At 44.8% G+C, this 17,090-nt stretch carries 13 protein-coding genes; 3 read left to right on the forward strand and 10 right to left on the reverse strand.

From position 1 onward, the window contains the following. Positions 1 to 71: 71 nt before the first annotated feature. The 8 genes from H8B06_RS12820 to H8B06_RS12855 all read right to left on the reverse strand — a co-directional run bounded on the left by H8B06_RS12820 (position 72) and on the right by H8B06_RS12855 (position 10,732). Complete coding sequence (locus tag H8B06_RS12820; RefSeq protein WP_190994666.1) at positions 72 to 689, reverse strand: RNA polymerase sigma factor; 618 nt, start codon at positions 687 to 689, stop codon at positions 72 to 74. Between the two features lie 103 nt (positions 690 to 792). Then, positions 793 to 1,605, reverse strand: coding sequence for a tryptophan-rich sensory protein (locus tag H8B06_RS12825; RefSeq protein ID WP_190994667.1), 813 nt, complete (start codon positions 1,603 to 1,605; stop codon positions 793 to 795). Between the two features lie 98 nt (positions 1,606 to 1,703). Continuing rightward, complete coding sequence (locus H8B06_RS12830) at positions 1,704 to 3,320, reverse strand: arylsulfatase (RefSeq protein WP_223857656.1); 1,617 nt, start codon at positions 3,318 to 3,320, stop codon at positions 1,704 to 1,706. 10 nt (positions 3,321 to 3,330) lie between these two features. Further along, a complete protein-coding gene (locus tag H8B06_RS12835) occupies positions 3,331 to 5,088 on the reverse strand; it encodes a RagB/SusD family nutrient uptake outer membrane protein (RefSeq protein ID WP_190994668.1) in 1,758 nt (585 codons plus the stop codon). A gap of 21 nt (positions 5,089 to 5,109) precedes the next feature. Then, the gene (locus H8B06_RS12840) at positions 5,110 to 8,532 is read right to left on the reverse strand and encodes a SusC/RagA family TonB-linked outer membrane protein (RefSeq protein WP_190994669.1); all 3,423 of its coding nucleotides are present in this window, start codon (positions 8,530 to 8,532) and stop codon (positions 5,110 to 5,112) included. 123 nt (positions 8,533 to 8,655) lie between these two features. After that, positions 8,656 to 9,798 (reverse strand): FecR family protein, encoded by a 1,143-nt coding sequence (locus H8B06_RS12845; protein ID WP_190994670.1) that lies wholly within the window; start codon positions 9,796 to 9,798, stop codon positions 8,656 to 8,658. Between the two features lie 140 nt (positions 9,799 to 9,938). Further along, positions 9,939 to 10,505 (reverse strand): RNA polymerase sigma factor, encoded by a 567-nt coding sequence (locus H8B06_RS12850; RefSeq protein ID WP_190994671.1) that lies wholly within the window; start codon positions 10,503 to 10,505, stop codon positions 9,939 to 9,941. A 71-nt stretch (positions 10,506 to 10,576) separates the two neighbouring features. After that, on the reverse strand, positions 10,577 to 10,732 hold the full coding sequence (locus tag H8B06_RS12855; protein ID WP_190994672.1) for a hypothetical protein: 156 nt from the start codon (positions 10,730 to 10,732) through the stop codon (positions 10,577 to 10,579). Between the two features lie 154 nt (positions 10,733 to 10,886). On the opposite strand from H8B06_RS12855, the gene sbnA reads away from it, so the two are divergent. From sbnA to H8B06_RS12870, 3 genes are read left to right on the forward strand one after another with little or no spacing between them, the layout of a single operon-like run. Next, positions 10,887 to 11,864, forward strand: coding sequence for a 2,3-diaminopropionate biosynthesis protein SbnA (gene sbnA, locus H8B06_RS12860; protein WP_190994673.1), 978 nt, complete (start codon positions 10,887 to 10,889; stop codon positions 11,862 to 11,864). After that, positions 11,861 to 13,606, forward strand: coding sequence for an FAD/NAD(P)-binding protein (locus H8B06_RS12865; protein WP_190994674.1), 1,746 nt, complete (start codon positions 11,861 to 11,863; stop codon positions 13,604 to 13,606). Before sbnA ends, H8B06_RS12865 begins: the two co-directional genes overlap by 4 nt. After that, positions 13,560 to 14,993, forward strand: a complete 1,434-nt coding sequence (locus H8B06_RS12870; protein WP_190994675.1) for an alanine racemase — start codon at positions 13,560 to 13,562, stop codon at positions 14,991 to 14,993. Before H8B06_RS12865 ends, H8B06_RS12870 begins: the two co-directional genes overlap by 47 nt. A gap of 52 nt (positions 14,994 to 15,045) precedes the next feature. Here the strand turns inward: H8B06_RS12870 and H8B06_RS12875 are convergent, their stop codons facing one another. Both H8B06_RS12875 and H8B06_RS12880 read right to left on the reverse strand, forming a co-directional pair. Beyond that, the gene (locus tag H8B06_RS12875) at positions 15,046 to 15,903 is read right to left on the reverse strand and encodes a bestrophin family protein (RefSeq protein WP_223857657.1); all 858 of its coding nucleotides are present in this window, start codon (positions 15,901 to 15,903) and stop codon (positions 15,046 to 15,048) included. Between the two features lie 125 nt (positions 15,904 to 16,028). Further along, positions 16,029 to 17,015, reverse strand: coding sequence for a TolB family protein (locus H8B06_RS12880; protein WP_190994676.1), 987 nt, complete (start codon positions 17,013 to 17,015; stop codon positions 16,029 to 16,031). Positions 17,016 to 17,090 lie beyond the last annotated feature (75 nt).

Genomic DNA, 17,090 nt, shown 5'->3' on the forward strand with positions numbered 1-17,090 from the left:
CACAAAAAATAAAAATAATTATAAGTAACTGATTATTAGCTATAAATACTTATCTAGCGAAGAGCGTATTCTTATTGCAGAAACAAGGTATGTAACAACGAGAATGTCACGACTAGTCCTTTTTTCATAAGCAATTCGCGCAGGGTCGCAATAGCCCGGGATCGGTTAGCATATACCGCAGTAGCACTAAGCTGTAATTTTTCACTGATTTCCTCTACGCTCATATCTTCCAAGAAAGTATACCGAAACACTTCCTGTTGCTTTAACGGAAGTCTATCGACCTCTTCCATAATGCTTTTGATTAGTTCTGTACGCAGTATGTTCCCAAATATATCATCATCCTCTAAGAGCGTTTCTTCGAAATCGGCCGGCACATCTTCCAAAGACATAGCTTGTGGTCTACGCAGATAGTTTAAACTGGCGTTTTTCGCCATGACATACAGATAAGCCCTTAAACTATCTATACGACGAAGCTTAGTTCGCGCATTCCAGGCCTTGACAAATATATCCGCTACGATATCTTCTGCGACTTCCCGACTTCCCACATAACGTATAACAAAAAAAAGTAACGGTTGCCGATAGAGACGGTATGCGGTCGTCAGCCCTTCCACCTCTCCGTTACACATATTATTTAAGAAGATCGTGTTTTCCATTTCCCGGTCCATATAGTCCCCCCCTAACTTGCCCATTAATTAGCCTTTATTGAAAACTAAATTATCGTTCCGTATTCCGCTGTAACACGTTTTTACGATGTATAGTCGCAATAATAAAAGCAAAAATATAGGAGATCGACTAAATTACGAATCTCTTCGCTAAATCCGTCCTGTACCGTCTGTTAGCATTCCTACGGTTTTTCATAGCATTGATTACTATGAAAATGAGTATAACAAATGCTACGATATAGCAGGTATAGACAACCGCAAGGCTCCCATTAGCCGTATTATTGGCGACGGAAATCGCGATGAGCGCCCAGATACCGACCAAGCCATATTCGCGAAGATTCCGTGTCATGATCATAAACACGTTCACTACACCCGCAATAGCTATCATGAAAACAGTCCATGTCACCGCCGAAATGCCCCAGCCATCCCAATTCATTTTCGTGAGCCAAGCCGCCACATTCGCTATCAGCGCAACAGAGATCCAGCCGGCATATAGCGCGAAAGGCAAGAATACAAAAAGATATCTTCTAAACGGGTGGTAATCCAATTCCATCCGTGTTATCAAAATAATTCTCAGCAAGCAAACAAGAAGAGCGACCATAATGATAACAGAAAGCCCAACATAATCATTTAACCAAGCGATCACCCAAAGTGAATTCGCCAGACAAGTAAATACGAAAAGCCCGCGTATTTTGAAAAGGATAGGATCCGTTTCCTTTTTCGTGAAGAGGGCGCGCCCTGTATAGATGACAAAACCTAACAATGCGAAATAAATAATTCCCCAGATAGAAAATGCATATCCCGCCGGAGTGAAAAAATTAGCATATCTATCCGATACCGTCGCCATGGTATTGCCGTTAAAGATTCCAGCATTACCGAAATAATTGACAAAAACGGTGATGATCAAGGCAAGGCCGTTGGTTATGGGAAGAACAGTTTTCATACAACTAACTTAAGGGGTTACCTAACAAAAACCGTTGCGATTCCATTTTGTTTTGTAAGAACTCTAAAAAAGAAAATGAAAGTAAAGGTTATTGATGATCATCGATCTACCCCAACTTCCACCGCCCAATTTTGGTAGGATTCCTTCATCTTTTCGATAAGAGCAGGATGCTGTTGACTCAAGTCGTGCAATTCGACCGGATCATCCTTCATGTTAAACAACTTGACATGCCCGTTTGAATCATCACCCACTAACTTCCAATCTCCATCCCGCATTGCCCACTTACCAAAATGCTCCCAGTACAACGTCCGATCCTCTCCAGTTTCCCCTTTAAGAACAGGTAATAAGGAAATACCTCTTGTGTCTTTAATTTCATGGCCGTTGCGTCTTTTCGGATAGGTGGCTCCGGCAATATCGATGCAGGTCGTCATGATATCCGTAATATGCCCCACCTCGTCCGTTTGATTATCTTTTCTTTTGCAAATACCACTCGGCCAATGTACAATAAACGGTGTGATAATCCCACCTTCCTCCGTCCATGATTTGTACATCCTATAAGGCGTATTTGATACATTGGCCCAAGGTTCATCGTAAGCCAAATAAGAACCCCGTTGCCCGACTTTTACGTGTGGATCATGTAATTTCCGTCCATCGATGTTTTCTGCACTTGCTCCATTATCGGAAAGGAAAACAATCAAGGTGTTATCGAATTTTCCTTGCTTTTTCAACGCTGCGACAAGCTGACCGATCCCTTGGTCCATACGGTCAACCATAGCCGCATATACCTCCATCCGATCCGCCCACTCTTGCGGATTATCCAGCGATTGCCACTCGGGTATTCCTTCTGGGCTGCCAGAAAGTTTATGCTGCGCATCGATTATTCCTAACTGCTTCATCCGCTCATAACGGTATCTACGAATGTGTTCCCAGCCTTTGTCATATATCCCATCGTAACGCTCGATATCTTCCTGGGGTGCGTGCAGCGGCCAGTGTGGTGCTGTGTAAGCCAGGTATAGGAAGAAAGGTTTTTCCTTATCCTCCCTGTTGTGCCGATCTAGGAAAGATAACGCTGTATCGGTAAAGGCATCCGTCATATAAAAATCTTCAATTGGAGGAGACCATAGCTCATCTTCGTATACCATTTGCCGTTTGCGCGGTTCTTCCACTAGTTCAAAATAGCTACTTGCTCCGCTAATCAGTCCAAAATAGTGGTCAAATCCGCGTTGCCGTGGCCAGTGTTCCGGTCGTTCGCCTACATGCCATTTTCCAGCCATATAGGTTTTATAGCCCGCTTCTTTCAACACCTCAGCCAATGTTACGCTTTGTTCATTTAGGAATCCCTGATAGGGCCCTGGCTGTGGTTTGCTCCCCACATTACTCACCATCTTTCCCATTCCGGCTTCGTGGGGATATAATCCCGTCAGCAGTGCTGCCCGGGAAGGGCAGCACCGTGTCGCGTTATAAAAAGAACGGAACTGAAGGCCATCATCCGCCAATTGATCAAGATTCGGGGTATTAATTTCACTGCCGTAACAACCCAGGTCTGAATACCCCATATCATCCGCCATTATTACGATAATATTCGGACGGTCGGCAGGAAATAACTGGGCAACAGCTAAATGCCCAGAAAACAGTAATCCAATGATCAGTATCCAAAAACGTAAAGCTAGATAGCCTTCCAAAATAAAGATCGGGTACGAAAAAAAAGATCTCATATCATGTTTTTTAATTTACAATCTCGGTTAACGGCGGCAGATTCTGCTCAGTTCCTGGGTATCCCTCATTTTGGTTAATGATACCTAGGGTGTTCGTATTAATCGCATCAGCCGGTATCGGAAACAGCACGTGGTAGGGACTAATCCGACACTCGGACGCCCCCCATTTTAAATGGGTCTGATAAAAGTTATTCGTGGCCATAACCCGGTCGTACCAAAAATTTTTCTTGCTAAAATCCGCCAACGAGTAGCCATTACGACCTTCGGCTGCCATGATATACGAAATCCGGACCAGCTCCGATTTACGATGTTCTTCCGCAAACAACTCTCTGGCGCGCTCGTCAAGGATCGTTTCTATGGTCACATCATCCGCAGCAATTTCCGCGGCATCGGCCCGTCTTCTTACTTGGTTGATATCTGCCGCAGCCGATTCCATCCTTCCTAACCAATAGTAGGCTTCTGCACGCAACAGATAAGTTTCTGCCGAGCGGAACACATAATAATCGCCCTGACCTCCATTCGGCACTTGGTCTGTTGTCGCTTGCGGAACAAAGGTTTTATAAAACGGGAAAGAATGATAATGCTGGAAGGTATCTACAATTGCCGAAAAGTTTGTTGGGTCTATAGGTTTTCCAAAATCGATTGACGCCGGATTGTTATATAGCAATTCCTCCTGCAGCACCCAGTTGCCATCCTTCCGCCTTAAGTCATTTTCATCCTTCCACAGATCATAAAGATAATAATTAGAAGGCCTAAGATTCGAATTACCGCGACCAAGGGAGTCATAGGTGTCACCTCTATCTAAAGTACCTCTTGCCGCTTTACTGTCCAGAACACGAGCGTTCCACCATGCCGGGTGATAATTGCGCATAGTATGGAGTCCCCCTGTACGTACTTCATCCGGCAAATCGTTTCTATCCAACACACCAAGGATCGTTTCGGAATTCGCTGCATTATGCACGTTTACCGGGCGGTGCAAATCCCAGAATAAGTTCCGATGCGGTGCAATTTCTACTTCGGATCCAAACCGTTCCTGCATTAACGGGTGTCTTTCAATGACGTCAGTGGCCATTTCAATCGCCTGTTCATACGCTCGGTTAGCCAAACATATTTTCGATAACAGATGTTTACCTGCCGACTGGCTTGGTGCCCCCGGCCGCATCTGTTCGGGAAGCCACTCTACGGCAAATTCCATATCGCTTTGGATACGATCCAAGATCGTCCAGCGCGAATGGGTATAGAAATCCAATTTGGCTTCCAGTAATTCCTTATCGAGAAAGGGTACATCTCCAAATTGATTGACCAGTAAATAGTACCAGTAAGCACGATGGAAGTATGCTTCGGCCAGTATTTCATTCCGATCCGTTTCATTCTCCCAGGTAATATCATCAATCCGAGAGATAAGCGCATTCACCACACGTACCGGCCGGTACGCCCACTGGAAATTATCCAGAACGTAATAATTTCCATCGGCATTTGGAGTCAGCTGCAGGTTCATATTCCGTATACCGTTGTCATTGAGTGGTCCTGCTACCCCTAGCTCCGTAAAGATAGATTCCGATACCACGGTATTGAGTTCACCGTAAAACGAATTTCGAAGGTTCTTGCGTGCGGTAACCAACATAGACTCGTATCCAGCCTTATTTATGAGTAGGTTTTCCGGTGCATAAAAGGAGAGCGGCTCTGGTTTCAACCATTCCTTGGAGCAGGAAAAAACAGCCAACATGCTTACAGCTACGACTAAACTATATATAATTTTTATTCTCATTTCATCAATTATTAAGGTAAACTAAAACGATGCATTGAACCCGATGGTAAAGATCCGTGGCATTGGACTATTCTGAGATTCGGGATCCCAGCCAGTCCATTTTGTTAAGGTGAGCAAATTTCGTGCACTCAAAAAGAGCCGAAGGTTATTTACTGAAACTTTGTCCAGTACATCTTTCGGTAAACGGTAACCGATCGCGACATCCTGCAGTCTCAAAAAACTACGTGACTCATACATATTGATCCCCCCCTCAAACAATCGGTAATTTACATTAAGTCGAGGGTGTGTATTCGATCTATTTTCGGGCGTCCAATACGGGATATCCAAGGTATTTGCCCGGTCATAGATATTCGAACTTGAGTGGTTAAAATCATCGCGCGACCCTAGGTGACCGAGGTCAGCCCTTATGAAAATGTTTGCATCAAAGTGCTTCCAGAAACTGAAATCATTCCGCCAGCCCAGTGTATACCGAGGCTGACGCCAACCGATAAATTGTTTATCGTCAAATTGCCGGTATGCGCCATCCGCGTTACTATCTTCCACACGATATTCGCCCGGGCGTAGGCCATACTGGGCTGCTGCTTCGGTCTCCTCAACCTGCCATATCCCCTGTATCCGGTAATCCCAGATTCTGTCTAAGGCCTCTCCCGGAAAATATCCATTTGCATAATCTGGAACCTCCCGCTGCACAAGCTGTCCATTGACCTCTTCTTCCATCATATCCCCCCAAAGGCGATCGATACGATTACGGTTTAACGAGAAAACGAAACTACTCCTCCAATTCAAGTTTTCTTTTTTTATAATCTGTCCCTGTACGGTGGCATTTATACCTCTATTGGAAAGTTCGCCGAGATTTGTCGTGACCGATTCATAGCCGATAATCCGCGGTAACCTCCGATCCAATAAGAGATCATAGGTCGTCCCTTTGTAGGCATCTATTGTCGCAGTAAGCTTATTGTCAAAAGCGGTGAGGTCGAATCCTATGTTGTAGGCCTCCGTTCCCTCCCATTTCAGATTGGGATTGGCCATCGAGCTATTTGTTAGCCCCACTACCACGTTCGAACCATCAAAATATGCGTTGCGCGCGAGGTTAGAAAGCGCCGCGTATCCGGGCACATCTCTGTTTCCGTTCACCCCCCAAGAGACACGCATCTTTAGGTCATTTACCCAGGCGACATCAAAAAAACGCTCCTGAGACAATCTCCACGCAAAAGCTGCGGACGGAAAGAACCCTCTCGGGTTATTTTGGCCAAACGCAGAAAACCCATCCCTACGCCAAGACAAGGTAAACAGATAACGTTCATCGTAATTGTAATTCATACGTGCCATCAAGGCATCTCCCGTACGCACCCTATCATTGTTACTGATAGAGGGATTCGCCCCATATTGCAGACCATGCCAAGAAAGATTTTCATTGGGACCAAAATTTTCATTTTCCTGAAAAGACTGCTGTATCTGTAATTTTTCCGCATTAACCAAAAAAGTAAAGTCGAATGCGTGCTTATCGAAACGTTGCGACCAAGTTAAGATATTATCGACCATCCATTCATAGGAGTGTTCATCAGACCGCGTACCATATCCATTACGGCGCGTCACACCCCCCATCATCGTTGTAGAAGGCCAAAAATTATAGTCTTTTTCCGTCACCAAGCGGTTTTGGAAAGATGCACGATATTTAATACCGAAAGGCAGTTTCAATTCTGCATAGAACGTTGCAAACAAGCGATTATTTTTTCGATACTGATCCTTATAATAGGACTCTAAGAAAGCGTTGGAAAAAGAAGGGTCTTCCTGGGGAAACCTAACTAGCATACCATCATCCTCCATAAATTTACCGTAAGGGCTAAGTCTGTTTATTCCTCCGGCAGGCACAGAGCTGTTGTCGGAAGTTGCAAACTGCGTATTTACTCCGATTTTAAAAAAATCAGCAACATCCCCTTCCAGGTTTAAACGCGTCCGCCAGGTCTTGAGCCTGTCGCCATAGATGATTCCTTCATTATCGGTATATCCGGTAGATAGGTAATAGTTCAGGCGGGATGCCTTTCCAGACAGTGCAATGTCATTGTTGTGGCGGAGCCCCTGCTGCATCCGCTTATCGTACCAGTCGATTACCCGCCCTTGTTGGAAACCTTCAATCTCTACACTGTTCAGACGTAATCTTTTTAGCCATTCCACTATATTATCCGCATCGGCATTATTACTGTAATTCCGCCATTGTTCTAACGACACATTTTCCGGCAATTGTTCTGGATTCATATAATAACCTTCGGCATCACGTGGTGCCATCTGCTGCATAAGATCCTGTCTAAACCTTAAATACCCTGCAGCATCGAAAGGTTTATAATCGTTGGATACGGATGCCAGTCCCCACATGGACGAAAGCGTTACGGTAGGCACCTCGCTAACGCCACGTTTCGTGGTCACTATGATTACCCCTGAGGCAGCGCGTGCACCGTAAACGGCGGCCGAACTGGCATCTTGCAGGACGTCCATCGTAGCTATATCAAACGGATTGATATCCTGCAACGCTCCGTTGTAGATAACGCCGTCCAACACAATCAACGGACTCGAACCCGCAGTGATGGAGTTGGCTCCCCTCACCTCTAACGACCCTCCACCTCCTGCTCCGGTAGCCTGATTACTGGCAATACCTGCCACCGTCCCGCTTAGGAACTCGCTCAGGTTTGTAGCCGACTGGCTTTCGAAATCACGCGCATCCACACGGGAGATTGCACCGGTTAAATCGCTTCTTTTCTGCGTACCGTATCCGATCACGACAGCTTCTTCCAAGTCGTTCATAGCGGTTTTCATAGCAATTTCCAAACTAGAACGCCCCTTCAGCTCCACTTCCTGCGTTTCATACCCTACCAGCGTAAACACTAAGATTCTTGCCTCGGCGGGCAAATCAAGGCTGAAATTCCCATCACCATCAGTTTTCGTCGCAGTAGCATAATTCTTCACCGATATTGTTGCACCCTCCAAAGGCAACCTATTTTCATCGGTTACCTTTCCCTTCATATGGCTTTGAGCTGGTTGATCCCAGAAATCAGGAAGAGCAACCTCTCGTTTGTCGGAGATAGTTGTTTTTACTTTACGACGTACGAGCACCGTCCGGTTACGAATGGCATAGTCAAGCGGCTGACCCTTAAAACATACCGATAAGGCATGTTCTAGACTAGCATTCTGCAAATTTACCGTTACCGGACGTGCCTTTTTTAAGTCTTGGTCCGCATAGATAAAATCCACACCAGTTTGTTCACTTAGCAATTTTACGACATCTCTCAGCGCAGCATTTTGTTTGCTTATATTAATTTGGGCACGTGATTCCGCAGAAACCTGTAGAATCAGAAAGGTTAAAAAGAACACTGTTATCCGCATCGCTTTCCATATAGTATGATCATTCCGCTTGTGATAGCCGAATGTCTTATTATAGTTTATAATCATTAACTTTGTTTGTTTGGTTATTCTTCAATTATTTAGACGATAAATAAAGGAACGATCAAATATTCAGACGGAAGGGGTCTCAAGCACTTCCGTCTTTTTGTGGTTCCCTACACAAGCTAGCTTTTACATCACCTTCACCCTCCTTCCCTCAATCTCAAACCGGACCGCCTGTGTATAGCTAATCTTATCCAAAATTTCAGATATATGCTCATACCGGCCTACGGAACCGGTGAAGGTGACCAACGATGCATCACCTTGGTAAATAATCTCTACGTCGTACCAACGCGCTAACATTTTTAATATATTTTCCAGAGGTTCCTGTTCAAATACGAACTTACCATCTTTCCATGCCGTAAACTGCCTGACATCAACTGTACTTATCTTGAGATCTTCTCCCTGTAAGACACTCTGCTGTCCAGGTTTGAGCACATGATATTTTATTTCGTTTTCATCTATCATATCATGCAGAAACACATTAACGCTCCCCTCAATCAACGTAGTAAGTGTCTTATGATCATCCGTATACGCTGAGATATTAAATTGGGTACCGAGAACGTCAACAATCTGCGCACCTGCCTGCACGCGAAAGGGTACCTTATGAGAAAGGCCATTTTGATCCCGTAACACCATTTTTGCGACATCAAAATAAGCTTCCCCTTCCAAGAACACCCGACGTTCTTGCTTACCAAAATGTACAGGATATCGTAGGGATGATCCGGCATTTAACCAAACGCGTGTACCATCAGGCAGTGTAAGCGCATACTGTCCGCCGCGAGGAGTCCTTAAGGTCAACATCTGTCCGGCGATTCCGGAACTAACAACCTCTCCGTCCTCATACTTTATCGAATCGCCGATCACAATACCTTTGTGCAGATCACTCAGGATAATTTCCTTTCCGCTCTCCAACACGAGCGTCGCCGTATTTCGGCCCGGTACAATACTATCCTGCTGTATTGCTACATGATTCTGCTCAAGAGAAGTTGGTGTGTATAAGAAGACGAACAAACCCACTATTACGGCTGCTGCAGCCACATAATACCAATATAGATCAAATCGACGTGACGGTCTGTTTTGTGTAATCCGACTGTCTATCTCCCGTTTTATCCTGTCCTTTAGCCTGCTCCGATCATCTTCGTTTAGCTGCCGTAGGACGTCTTTATCCTTGTCAAATAATCTGTAGTAGACATCCACAAACTGCCGTTCCTCTTCAGAGGCTGTACCGTTTCGATATTTTTCAACAAGTTCTAAAAAAGTTTCCCTATCCATGATTAGCGAGGTTTACACTAATAAGACAGCATAGGTTGGCATTTTCCCGAAAAAAATTTCAATTTTTCAAATTGACAACATAAAAATCTAAATATCAGTAAATTAAAATAATAACTAAAGAAAACCTGTTGATAGCTAAATCAGAAAAGCTTGGTCAGGACGAGCAACACTATCAATGATGCACGCAGTTGTGCCAGTGCTAAACTTAATTGGTTTTGAACAGTTTTCCTGTTCATTTTTAACTTTTTGGCAATTTCCGCCGTGTCCAACTCCTGCTCATACCGCATCCTATAAATTACTTGCTGTCTAGCGCTCAAAGAATTAACAAGTGCTTCTGCCACGACGACCAATTCCTTATCCAACAATGGGGTATCGCTGGATTCGGTAACCGCCTGATATTCTATTAAAAGTTCGGCTATAGGCACATAGCGTTTTTCCTTCTCAAACCAGTTGAGCACCCTATTCTTAACCGCAGTATAAAGATATCCTCGAACATTTTCGATACATAATTCTTCCATTTGGTCCCACAGGGTGACGAAAATATCCTGGGTAATATTCTCCGCTATGTCGTATTGACGACAGCGTATGAACGCCTGCTCAAAGACGTACTCCCAATGCTCTTCATACAGCGCCGTAAAGACCTGCTCATCCTGAGTTTGCGAGCGAGATAATAAATTTGATGTCGTGTGAGATTTATAATCGGCCATAAGTTGTATGCCATGTTATGCACACAAACTTAAAAAATAATTTGATACTTTAATAATATGCAACTCTTTCCTTATTTTGAAGTCGTTGCCCTCCTATTTAGGAAAAAATCAACCATACCGATATACCAAATGATATGACCGCGCTTCAACACCTCAAAGACAATAATCGATGTAGTAGAGCTGTGTTCTTCCTTGTGAGTCTGGTTGATCAAAAATGTTATCGTCATATTTAATATTAACATCTACAAATACCTGAAGAGCATCCGTATAAACCACATATTTTTTACACATACTACCCATAAACATGTCCTTCATGCTTTACGGCATTTTTTTTGGAGGTGGCCTAAGAACAAAACTCAATAAACTTAGGGAATTCAGATTATGAGGTTATTAAACAAGGAAAATATCATGGCTACCTTAGAACGGGGGGTCGGAAATACGCCATTGCTCAAACTGGAGTCCTTATCCGCCACGCTAGACATCCAAATCTATGCGAAGATGGAAATGGGGAATCCAAGTGGCAGTGTCAAAGATCGGTCAGCCACCAACATCCTGATCGAGGCGATCCGAAAGGGCGAGATAAATGCGGAGACCACTATTGTTGAGTCTTCGTCCGGAAATATGGGTATTGCCTTGGCCCGACTCTGCAAGCTGCTGCGGTTAGACTCCTATATTGTTGTCGACCCTTACATTAACCATCATACCAAGAAATTACTACGTAGTTACGGCGCAAACTTGGTAGAGGTAAATGAAAAAGATGAAAATCAAGGTTACCTCCGCAACCGGTTAAAAAAAGTACAAGAACTTTTGGAAACTGTACCAAATAGCTACTGGACAAACCAATATGGAAACCCCAACGTACGGATGGCACACGAAAATATATTTCGCGAACTTCTCGTCCAACTTGGAACAGCCCCAGACTACATGCTAGTAGCAACCAGTACGTGTGGTACTATCCGCGGCATCGGCGATGCCATTGCGAAGACAGAGTCGCAAACACGGCTGATCGCGGTCGACGCCGAAGGCAGTATCCTTTTTGAAAACAACCCCAAACCCAGGCACATTCCGGGAATGGGCGCTAGCCACCCATCCTCCTTTCTACAAAAACACCAGATCGACCACTATACACTTATCTCCGATCATCAAGCGATTCAGGGATGTCATTTGATCCGGGAGCACGAAGGCATGTTAATCGGTGGCTCCTCCGGTGCGCTCGTCGCCGCATTACATAAACTTAAAGACCGCATTCCGGCAAACGCCACGGTGGCTTTACTCTTCCCAGATAGTGGCGAGCGCTATCTTGATACGATCTACGACGACATGTGGGTACATAAGACTTTTGAGAAAGTAATCGCATGATCTGGACAACCGAACATATTACGCCGGAACCGGACCTGTATTCGTATGTCCAAGCGCGAAAACCAGAAACTTCGCCTACGCCCGAAAGCCGTATGATCGCCATCATGGGTGGCGGTCCTAAGGGGATGTATGCGCTGAATCATTTTGTCAATCAAACTCGCCTCGATCCAACTACAAAACACTATCAAGTTTTGTGGTTTAATCAGGACGAACGCTTTGCTTGTGGACCGAATTACGACATACATCAACCTAATTATCTGTTGATCAACTATTGTATAGGACATGTACACGCCTTTCATCCGGCATATCGGGACATCGAAAACCAAAGAAGCTTTGTAGATTGGCTGACTGCTGTAAAGATTGTCGACACAGTTATCGAGCCGACCGATTTTGCCTCGAGGGCTTTGGTGGGCCATTATCTACAGTGGGTCGCTGCAGAGACGATCCGTAACCTTCCGTCGAATGTACACGTAGAGCTTATCCCACGGCCTGTCATCACGATGACCTATAAGGATACCCAAGTAGCAATCGAAACTAAAACCAAGACTTGGGAGGTCGATAGCGTGTTACTTACTACAGGTCATTGTTACCAAAACAGTCCGTTAATTGAACACACGGAGATCCCCACAGCAATGTATAAGCGTGCGCCCTATCCCGTCTCACAGTTCGCCACGATCCCGCCACAAGCGCAGGTTGGTATCATCGGCATAGGTTTAACCTTTATCGATATTGCATTGGCGCTTACCGAAGGCCGTGGCGGCACGTTTGAACAGGGCACCTATCATCGCTCCGGAAAAGAACCTGTAATTTATCCCTTTTCGAGAAGTTCACTTCCCATATTGTGCCGCGGCGCACAATATCAGGAGCAACGCCCGTTATATATCTTGACCGAATCGCAGTTTAAGAAATGGATGCGCCAATCAGCAAAAATCGATTTCCTAAAGGAAATACTCCCCTTAATCGAAGAAGAAGTGCAACTGGCTTATTACACCGTGGCGTTTGACGTAACAGATCTTGAAACGATACGGAATATGATAGCACACATACCCGTATCCGAGCGCTTTATGCTAAACAATTTGTTACGACCAGCGTTAAACAACGAAGAAGAAATTATCCAGTATATACGGACGAACATTGATGAAGCCTATAAAGGCGAAGAAAAAAGTCCGCTGATGGCAGCCGCAGCCGTTTGGAGTCGAATCTGTTCCCAGATCGCTGAGGTATATCGGACTGTAGGTTTTACGGGTGCCTCTCAGCAGCAATTGGATCAATACTATTTTAGCGCCTTCAACCGTGTGAGTTACGGTCCTCCCATAGCGAACATGGAAAAAATATATGCGTTAGCGAAAGCGGGCATCCTCCGCTTTATGGCGTTTCAAAATCCAGTGATTAGCTGGCACTCTGACGAGCAGTTGTTTTCCCTCCGTGACGCCAACGGAAAGGAAAAACAATTAGATATCTTAATTGACGCGCGCATCGCTCGCCCCGCCCTCGAAAAAAGAAACGCCGTACTATATGATAACCTGTTGCAGAAGGGATCTATCCATGCATACGAGAATGAAGGGTATTCCCCAGGTAGCCTGTCTATTGATAAACGTGGAAAATGTACCACGATGGAAAGTCTACCCGTTTACTGTTACGGATCGAATACCGAAGGTGTGTTTTTCGATAACGACACCTTATCACGAACAAAAAATGATACCGCCTGTTATTGGGTACAGGAGACACTTCGCCAAATGTAGAAAGAACTTTATGGACAACACATTTTTACCACTAACACCCATCCTACACCGTTGGGTGCAAGATATTATAGAACAACCCACGTCTTTGTTCCAAGCGATCGAACGGCAAGGATCGCCTATAAACATACACCATCTAGCACCATTGAAAGAAAACATCAAAGCCTATGAAAAGGTACTAACCAAATACCAGATCCCCCACAAAATATTCTTTGCACGCAAAGCCAATAAATGCTTGGAAATAGCCCGAGCTGTAGCACAGATGGGTCAAGGAGTAGATACCGCAAGTTACCGCGAACTCCAGCAATGCGTCGAGGCCGGAATAGATAGCCAACAACTTGTGCTTACCGCTGCGGTTAAAAACAAGAAACTTCTTGAACTTGCCCTGCAGCATAACATCCCTGTGGTATTGGATAACGAGGATGAACTGCAGCTGGCGCAAGAGGTTGCACAAAAAAAGGAGAAAACCATGATAGTAAACATTCGCGTGGGCGGCTTTTTCGTGGAGGACAAGCGTTTACCCACGCGCTTCGGCTTTCCCATCGATCACGCAGTCGCCTATATCCGTGGTTTAGCAGATAAATATCCCCATCTCGAATACACCGGTTTACACTTCCATCTAAATGGTTATTCTGTCACGGAGCGTGTGGCAGCCATCGAGCAATCGGTACGCGTCATCGACGAACTATTGCATCATGGCATCCCGACGCGGTCGCTCGACATTGGTGGCGGTATGCTGATGAATTACCTACGATCAGAACAAGAATGGCTCGAATTCCATGACGCGCTACGTGAAGCTGTATTGGGCGTCCGATCCGAACTTACCTATCAGAATGACGCGCTCGGTATGGTCAAGATCAACGACCAGCTCTATGGTGAACCCACGGTATACCCCTACTTCAATAAACTGCACAAGGAGAAACTATTGGAAGAGATTCTAACCACGCGATCTGCTATCTTCGACGCGCCGATCCATCAACTGTTTACCGAGCGCGCCTTAGCGTTTCGCATGGAGCCTGGCCGATCGCTGCTGGATCAGGTGGGCTGCACGGTGGCTAAAGTTGCCTTCCGTAAAAAAGATAGCGAAGGCCGTCTGCTAGTAGGCCTAGAAATGAACCGCACCCAGCTCCGGAGTTCCAGTGCCGATTTTTTGGTAGATCCCATCCATCTGCCCAAACGGCAAAGCCAGAAGACCGATGATCCGTGCTACGCCTATCTTGTCGGGAGCTATTGTCTGGAACAGGAATTGATCCTTAAACGAAAAGTTTACCTAAAATCGTATCCGGAAATCGGCGATTTGATTCTATTTCCCAATACTGCCGGATATCTGATGCATTTTTACGAATCAGAAGCACATCTGTTCGAACTTGCCAAAAACATATTCGTTTAACGGAGATGATAATAGCCGTTTCCAGCAAGGACAACCTGATTAAGAGACAAAGCTAGAGCATGAAAAAAGTCTTAGGCTTGAGGGGTTCAGGAATTTCTGTTTCTTTCAGCAACTGTTTAATATTAATCTCGATATTACGCGCTATGGCAGTTACAGGCGTATCACTGGGCCGATTACGGAAAGGATCTTGTAGGTTGTAGGCGGTTTTATCAGCAAGAAAAAACAAAGCGGCGATAAGCACCAACAGCGGAATTTCAAAAATCGCGTGGACATCTTGTATCGCAATCGATAACGTAATCAAAAAGAGATAAATAGCTGCATGCAGAAAAAAACGATACGTTACTGGAAATACCGTAGTATTTATACGTTCTGCTTTGCCCATCGAATCCACAAGACGCACGAGCGTCTGATCCAGCTGCACCCGATAAAATTCGGGGATTGGTTGCTTATCTGCAACTTCTTTTATACGGGTTGCCTGCATCTGGGTTATGGCTAACGCCACATTTTTATGAGGTCGAAGCATCTCCCGTTCCGCCGACGTAAGGTTGAGTTGCCTAGCCAATGGATTCAGCCCCCGTAGAGAATCACCTAAGGCGTAACACCACGCGATCTGTTTATAAGCGATGTCCCGAATCACTTCTTCGTATGCACTGTCCATATAGCTTTGAAGTTGTATGACGAGCGAACGGGAATCGTTTACAATAGCGCCCCATATTTTGCGTGCCTCCCACCACCGTTCATACGACTGGCTCATCTTAAACGACAGTAACACCGATATCGCGGTACCTAAAAATGCAGGAACACCCAAAGGCATATCTGGAAGCCGATCATTCATAAAATACGTAAAGGCATTAAAAAATAAGCCGACAACAGCCACTATAGCCACTTCCCTTTTTATTTTGTTAAGCATGTAACGTAAGGGAATCCGAGAAGAGTTCAGTATCATACTCTGATGAACAAATATCTTTTGAATGTGTTTGTACGACGAAGAAAAAAATCCGTGTTCCCATTAACATGGGGACACGGATCGTCGATTTAGCGCCAGAGCATCTGTCCGCCACCAGATTCAATTCTATCTTTGTCTTTCCAAATAACCGGGATAACACCCGGTGTGTTTGATTCGGAAGGATTAACCACATACTGCTTACCATCATTGGGGATAATCCGCATTTCCCATAGGTGGCCAAGTGTACCGGAGGATCGGTAATACGTCCCAACAAGCAAATACGCGCCATCCGGCGAAAAGACCGGATTCGATTCCGTAAAATTACTGGTGGTTACCTGTTTTAGATCAGAACCGTCTATATTCATCGTATGGATATGATTGCCTATCTGTAACGCGAGTTGATTGCCAGCTTGATTAACAGCTACTTTACCCCACTCCTCATAATTCATTTCTTTAATACCCTTGCCGGAAGTATAAGGTGGATCCAGGCGTATGATATATTTGTTATGGGTAATTAACAACGCATTACCCGGCAGCCATAGCGAGCTCATGTTAAACACATCCAGTCTCTCTCCTTCAATATCCAAAAGGCGTGTCACAAATTCACCATTTCGCTTTAAAATGGTTATTCCGTCGTTGTAATCTTTTGACGTTACCATAATCAAACTATTATCCGGTGATAAGTAACCTTGGCAATAGCTATTGCCCTCAGGGCTGGTATAATCAAATTGTTCGACAATAGATCCGTCCGCCATATTACTAAGTGTAAATTTCACTTTATAATTTCCGATCGTACTGGCATTAACCGCAGTCAACTTTAACTTACCATCACGTGATACATCTACGTTATTTCGTTTGCTATCGCTGGGAAGAAATGTCCCCCCGGTTCCATCGGGCAAACTTATTTGGAGGATGCCTTCTGTCGCCCAGTCGTAGTAAATGGTACCTTTTACATCTGCCGGATATTTCCCTATTCCAGTTCCCTCACCACCCGTTCCGTCTCCATCTTTAGAACAAGAAACAGAGAATATACAGCATAAAATACCTATACCCATCAAATAACTGAATTTCTTCATCGCATTAAATATTTATTTACGCCACTAAGTTACGGCTAGTTGATTTTCTGGACAATCCACGAAAACTAGGAAATT

Origin of the sequence: Sphingobacterium micropteri, assembly GCF_014692515.1 — a bacterium.
Lineage (GTDB): Bacteria > Bacteroidota > Bacteroidia > Sphingobacteriales > Sphingobacteriaceae > Sphingobacterium > Sphingobacterium micropteri.

Coding starts and splice junctions, on each gene's coding strand:
- sbnA (WP_190994673.1), top strand. CDS start 10,887: ATGAGGTTATTAAACAAGGAAAATATCATGGCTACCTTAGAACGGGGG.
- H8B06_RS12870 (WP_190994675.1), top strand. CDS start 13,560: ATGATACCGCCTGTTATTGGGTACAGGAGACACTTCGCCAAATGTAGA.
- H8B06_RS12825 (WP_190994667.1), bottom strand. CDS start 1,605: ATGAAAACTGTTCTTCCCATAACCAACGGCCTTGCCTTGATCATCACC.
- H8B06_RS12845 (WP_190994670.1), bottom strand. CDS start 9,798: ATGGATAGGGAAACTTTTTTAGAACTTGTTGAAAAATATCGAAACGGT.
- H8B06_RS12880 (WP_190994676.1), bottom strand. CDS start 17,015: ATGAAGAAATTCAGTTATTTGATGGGTATAGGTATTTTATGCTGTATA.
- H8B06_RS12850 (WP_190994671.1), bottom strand. CDS start 10,505: ATGGCCGATTATAAATCTCACACGACATCAAATTTATTATCTCGCTCG.
- H8B06_RS12875 (WP_223857657.1), bottom strand. CDS start 15,903: ATGCTTAACAAAATAAAAAGGGAAGTGGCTATAGTGGCTGTTGTCGGC.
- H8B06_RS12855 (WP_190994672.1), bottom strand. CDS start 10,732: ATGACGATAACATTTTTGATCAACCAGACTCACAAGGAAGAACACAGC.
- H8B06_RS12840 (WP_190994669.1), bottom strand. CDS start 8,532: ATGATTATAAACTATAATAAGACATTCGGCTATCACAAGCGGAATGAT.
- H8B06_RS12835 (WP_190994668.1), bottom strand. CDS start 5,088: ATGAGAATAAAAATTATATATAGTTTAGTCGTAGCTGTAAGCATGTTG.
- H8B06_RS12830 (WP_223857656.1), bottom strand. CDS start 3,320: ATGAGATCTTTTTTTTCGTACCCGATCTTTATTTTGGAAGGCTATCTA.
- H8B06_RS12820 (WP_190994666.1), bottom strand. CDS start 689: ATGGGCAAGTTAGGGGGGGACTATATGGACCGGGAAATGGAAAACACG.
- H8B06_RS12865 (WP_190994674.1), top strand. CDS start 11,861: ATGATCTGGACAACCGAACATATTACGCCGGAACCGGACCTGTATTCG.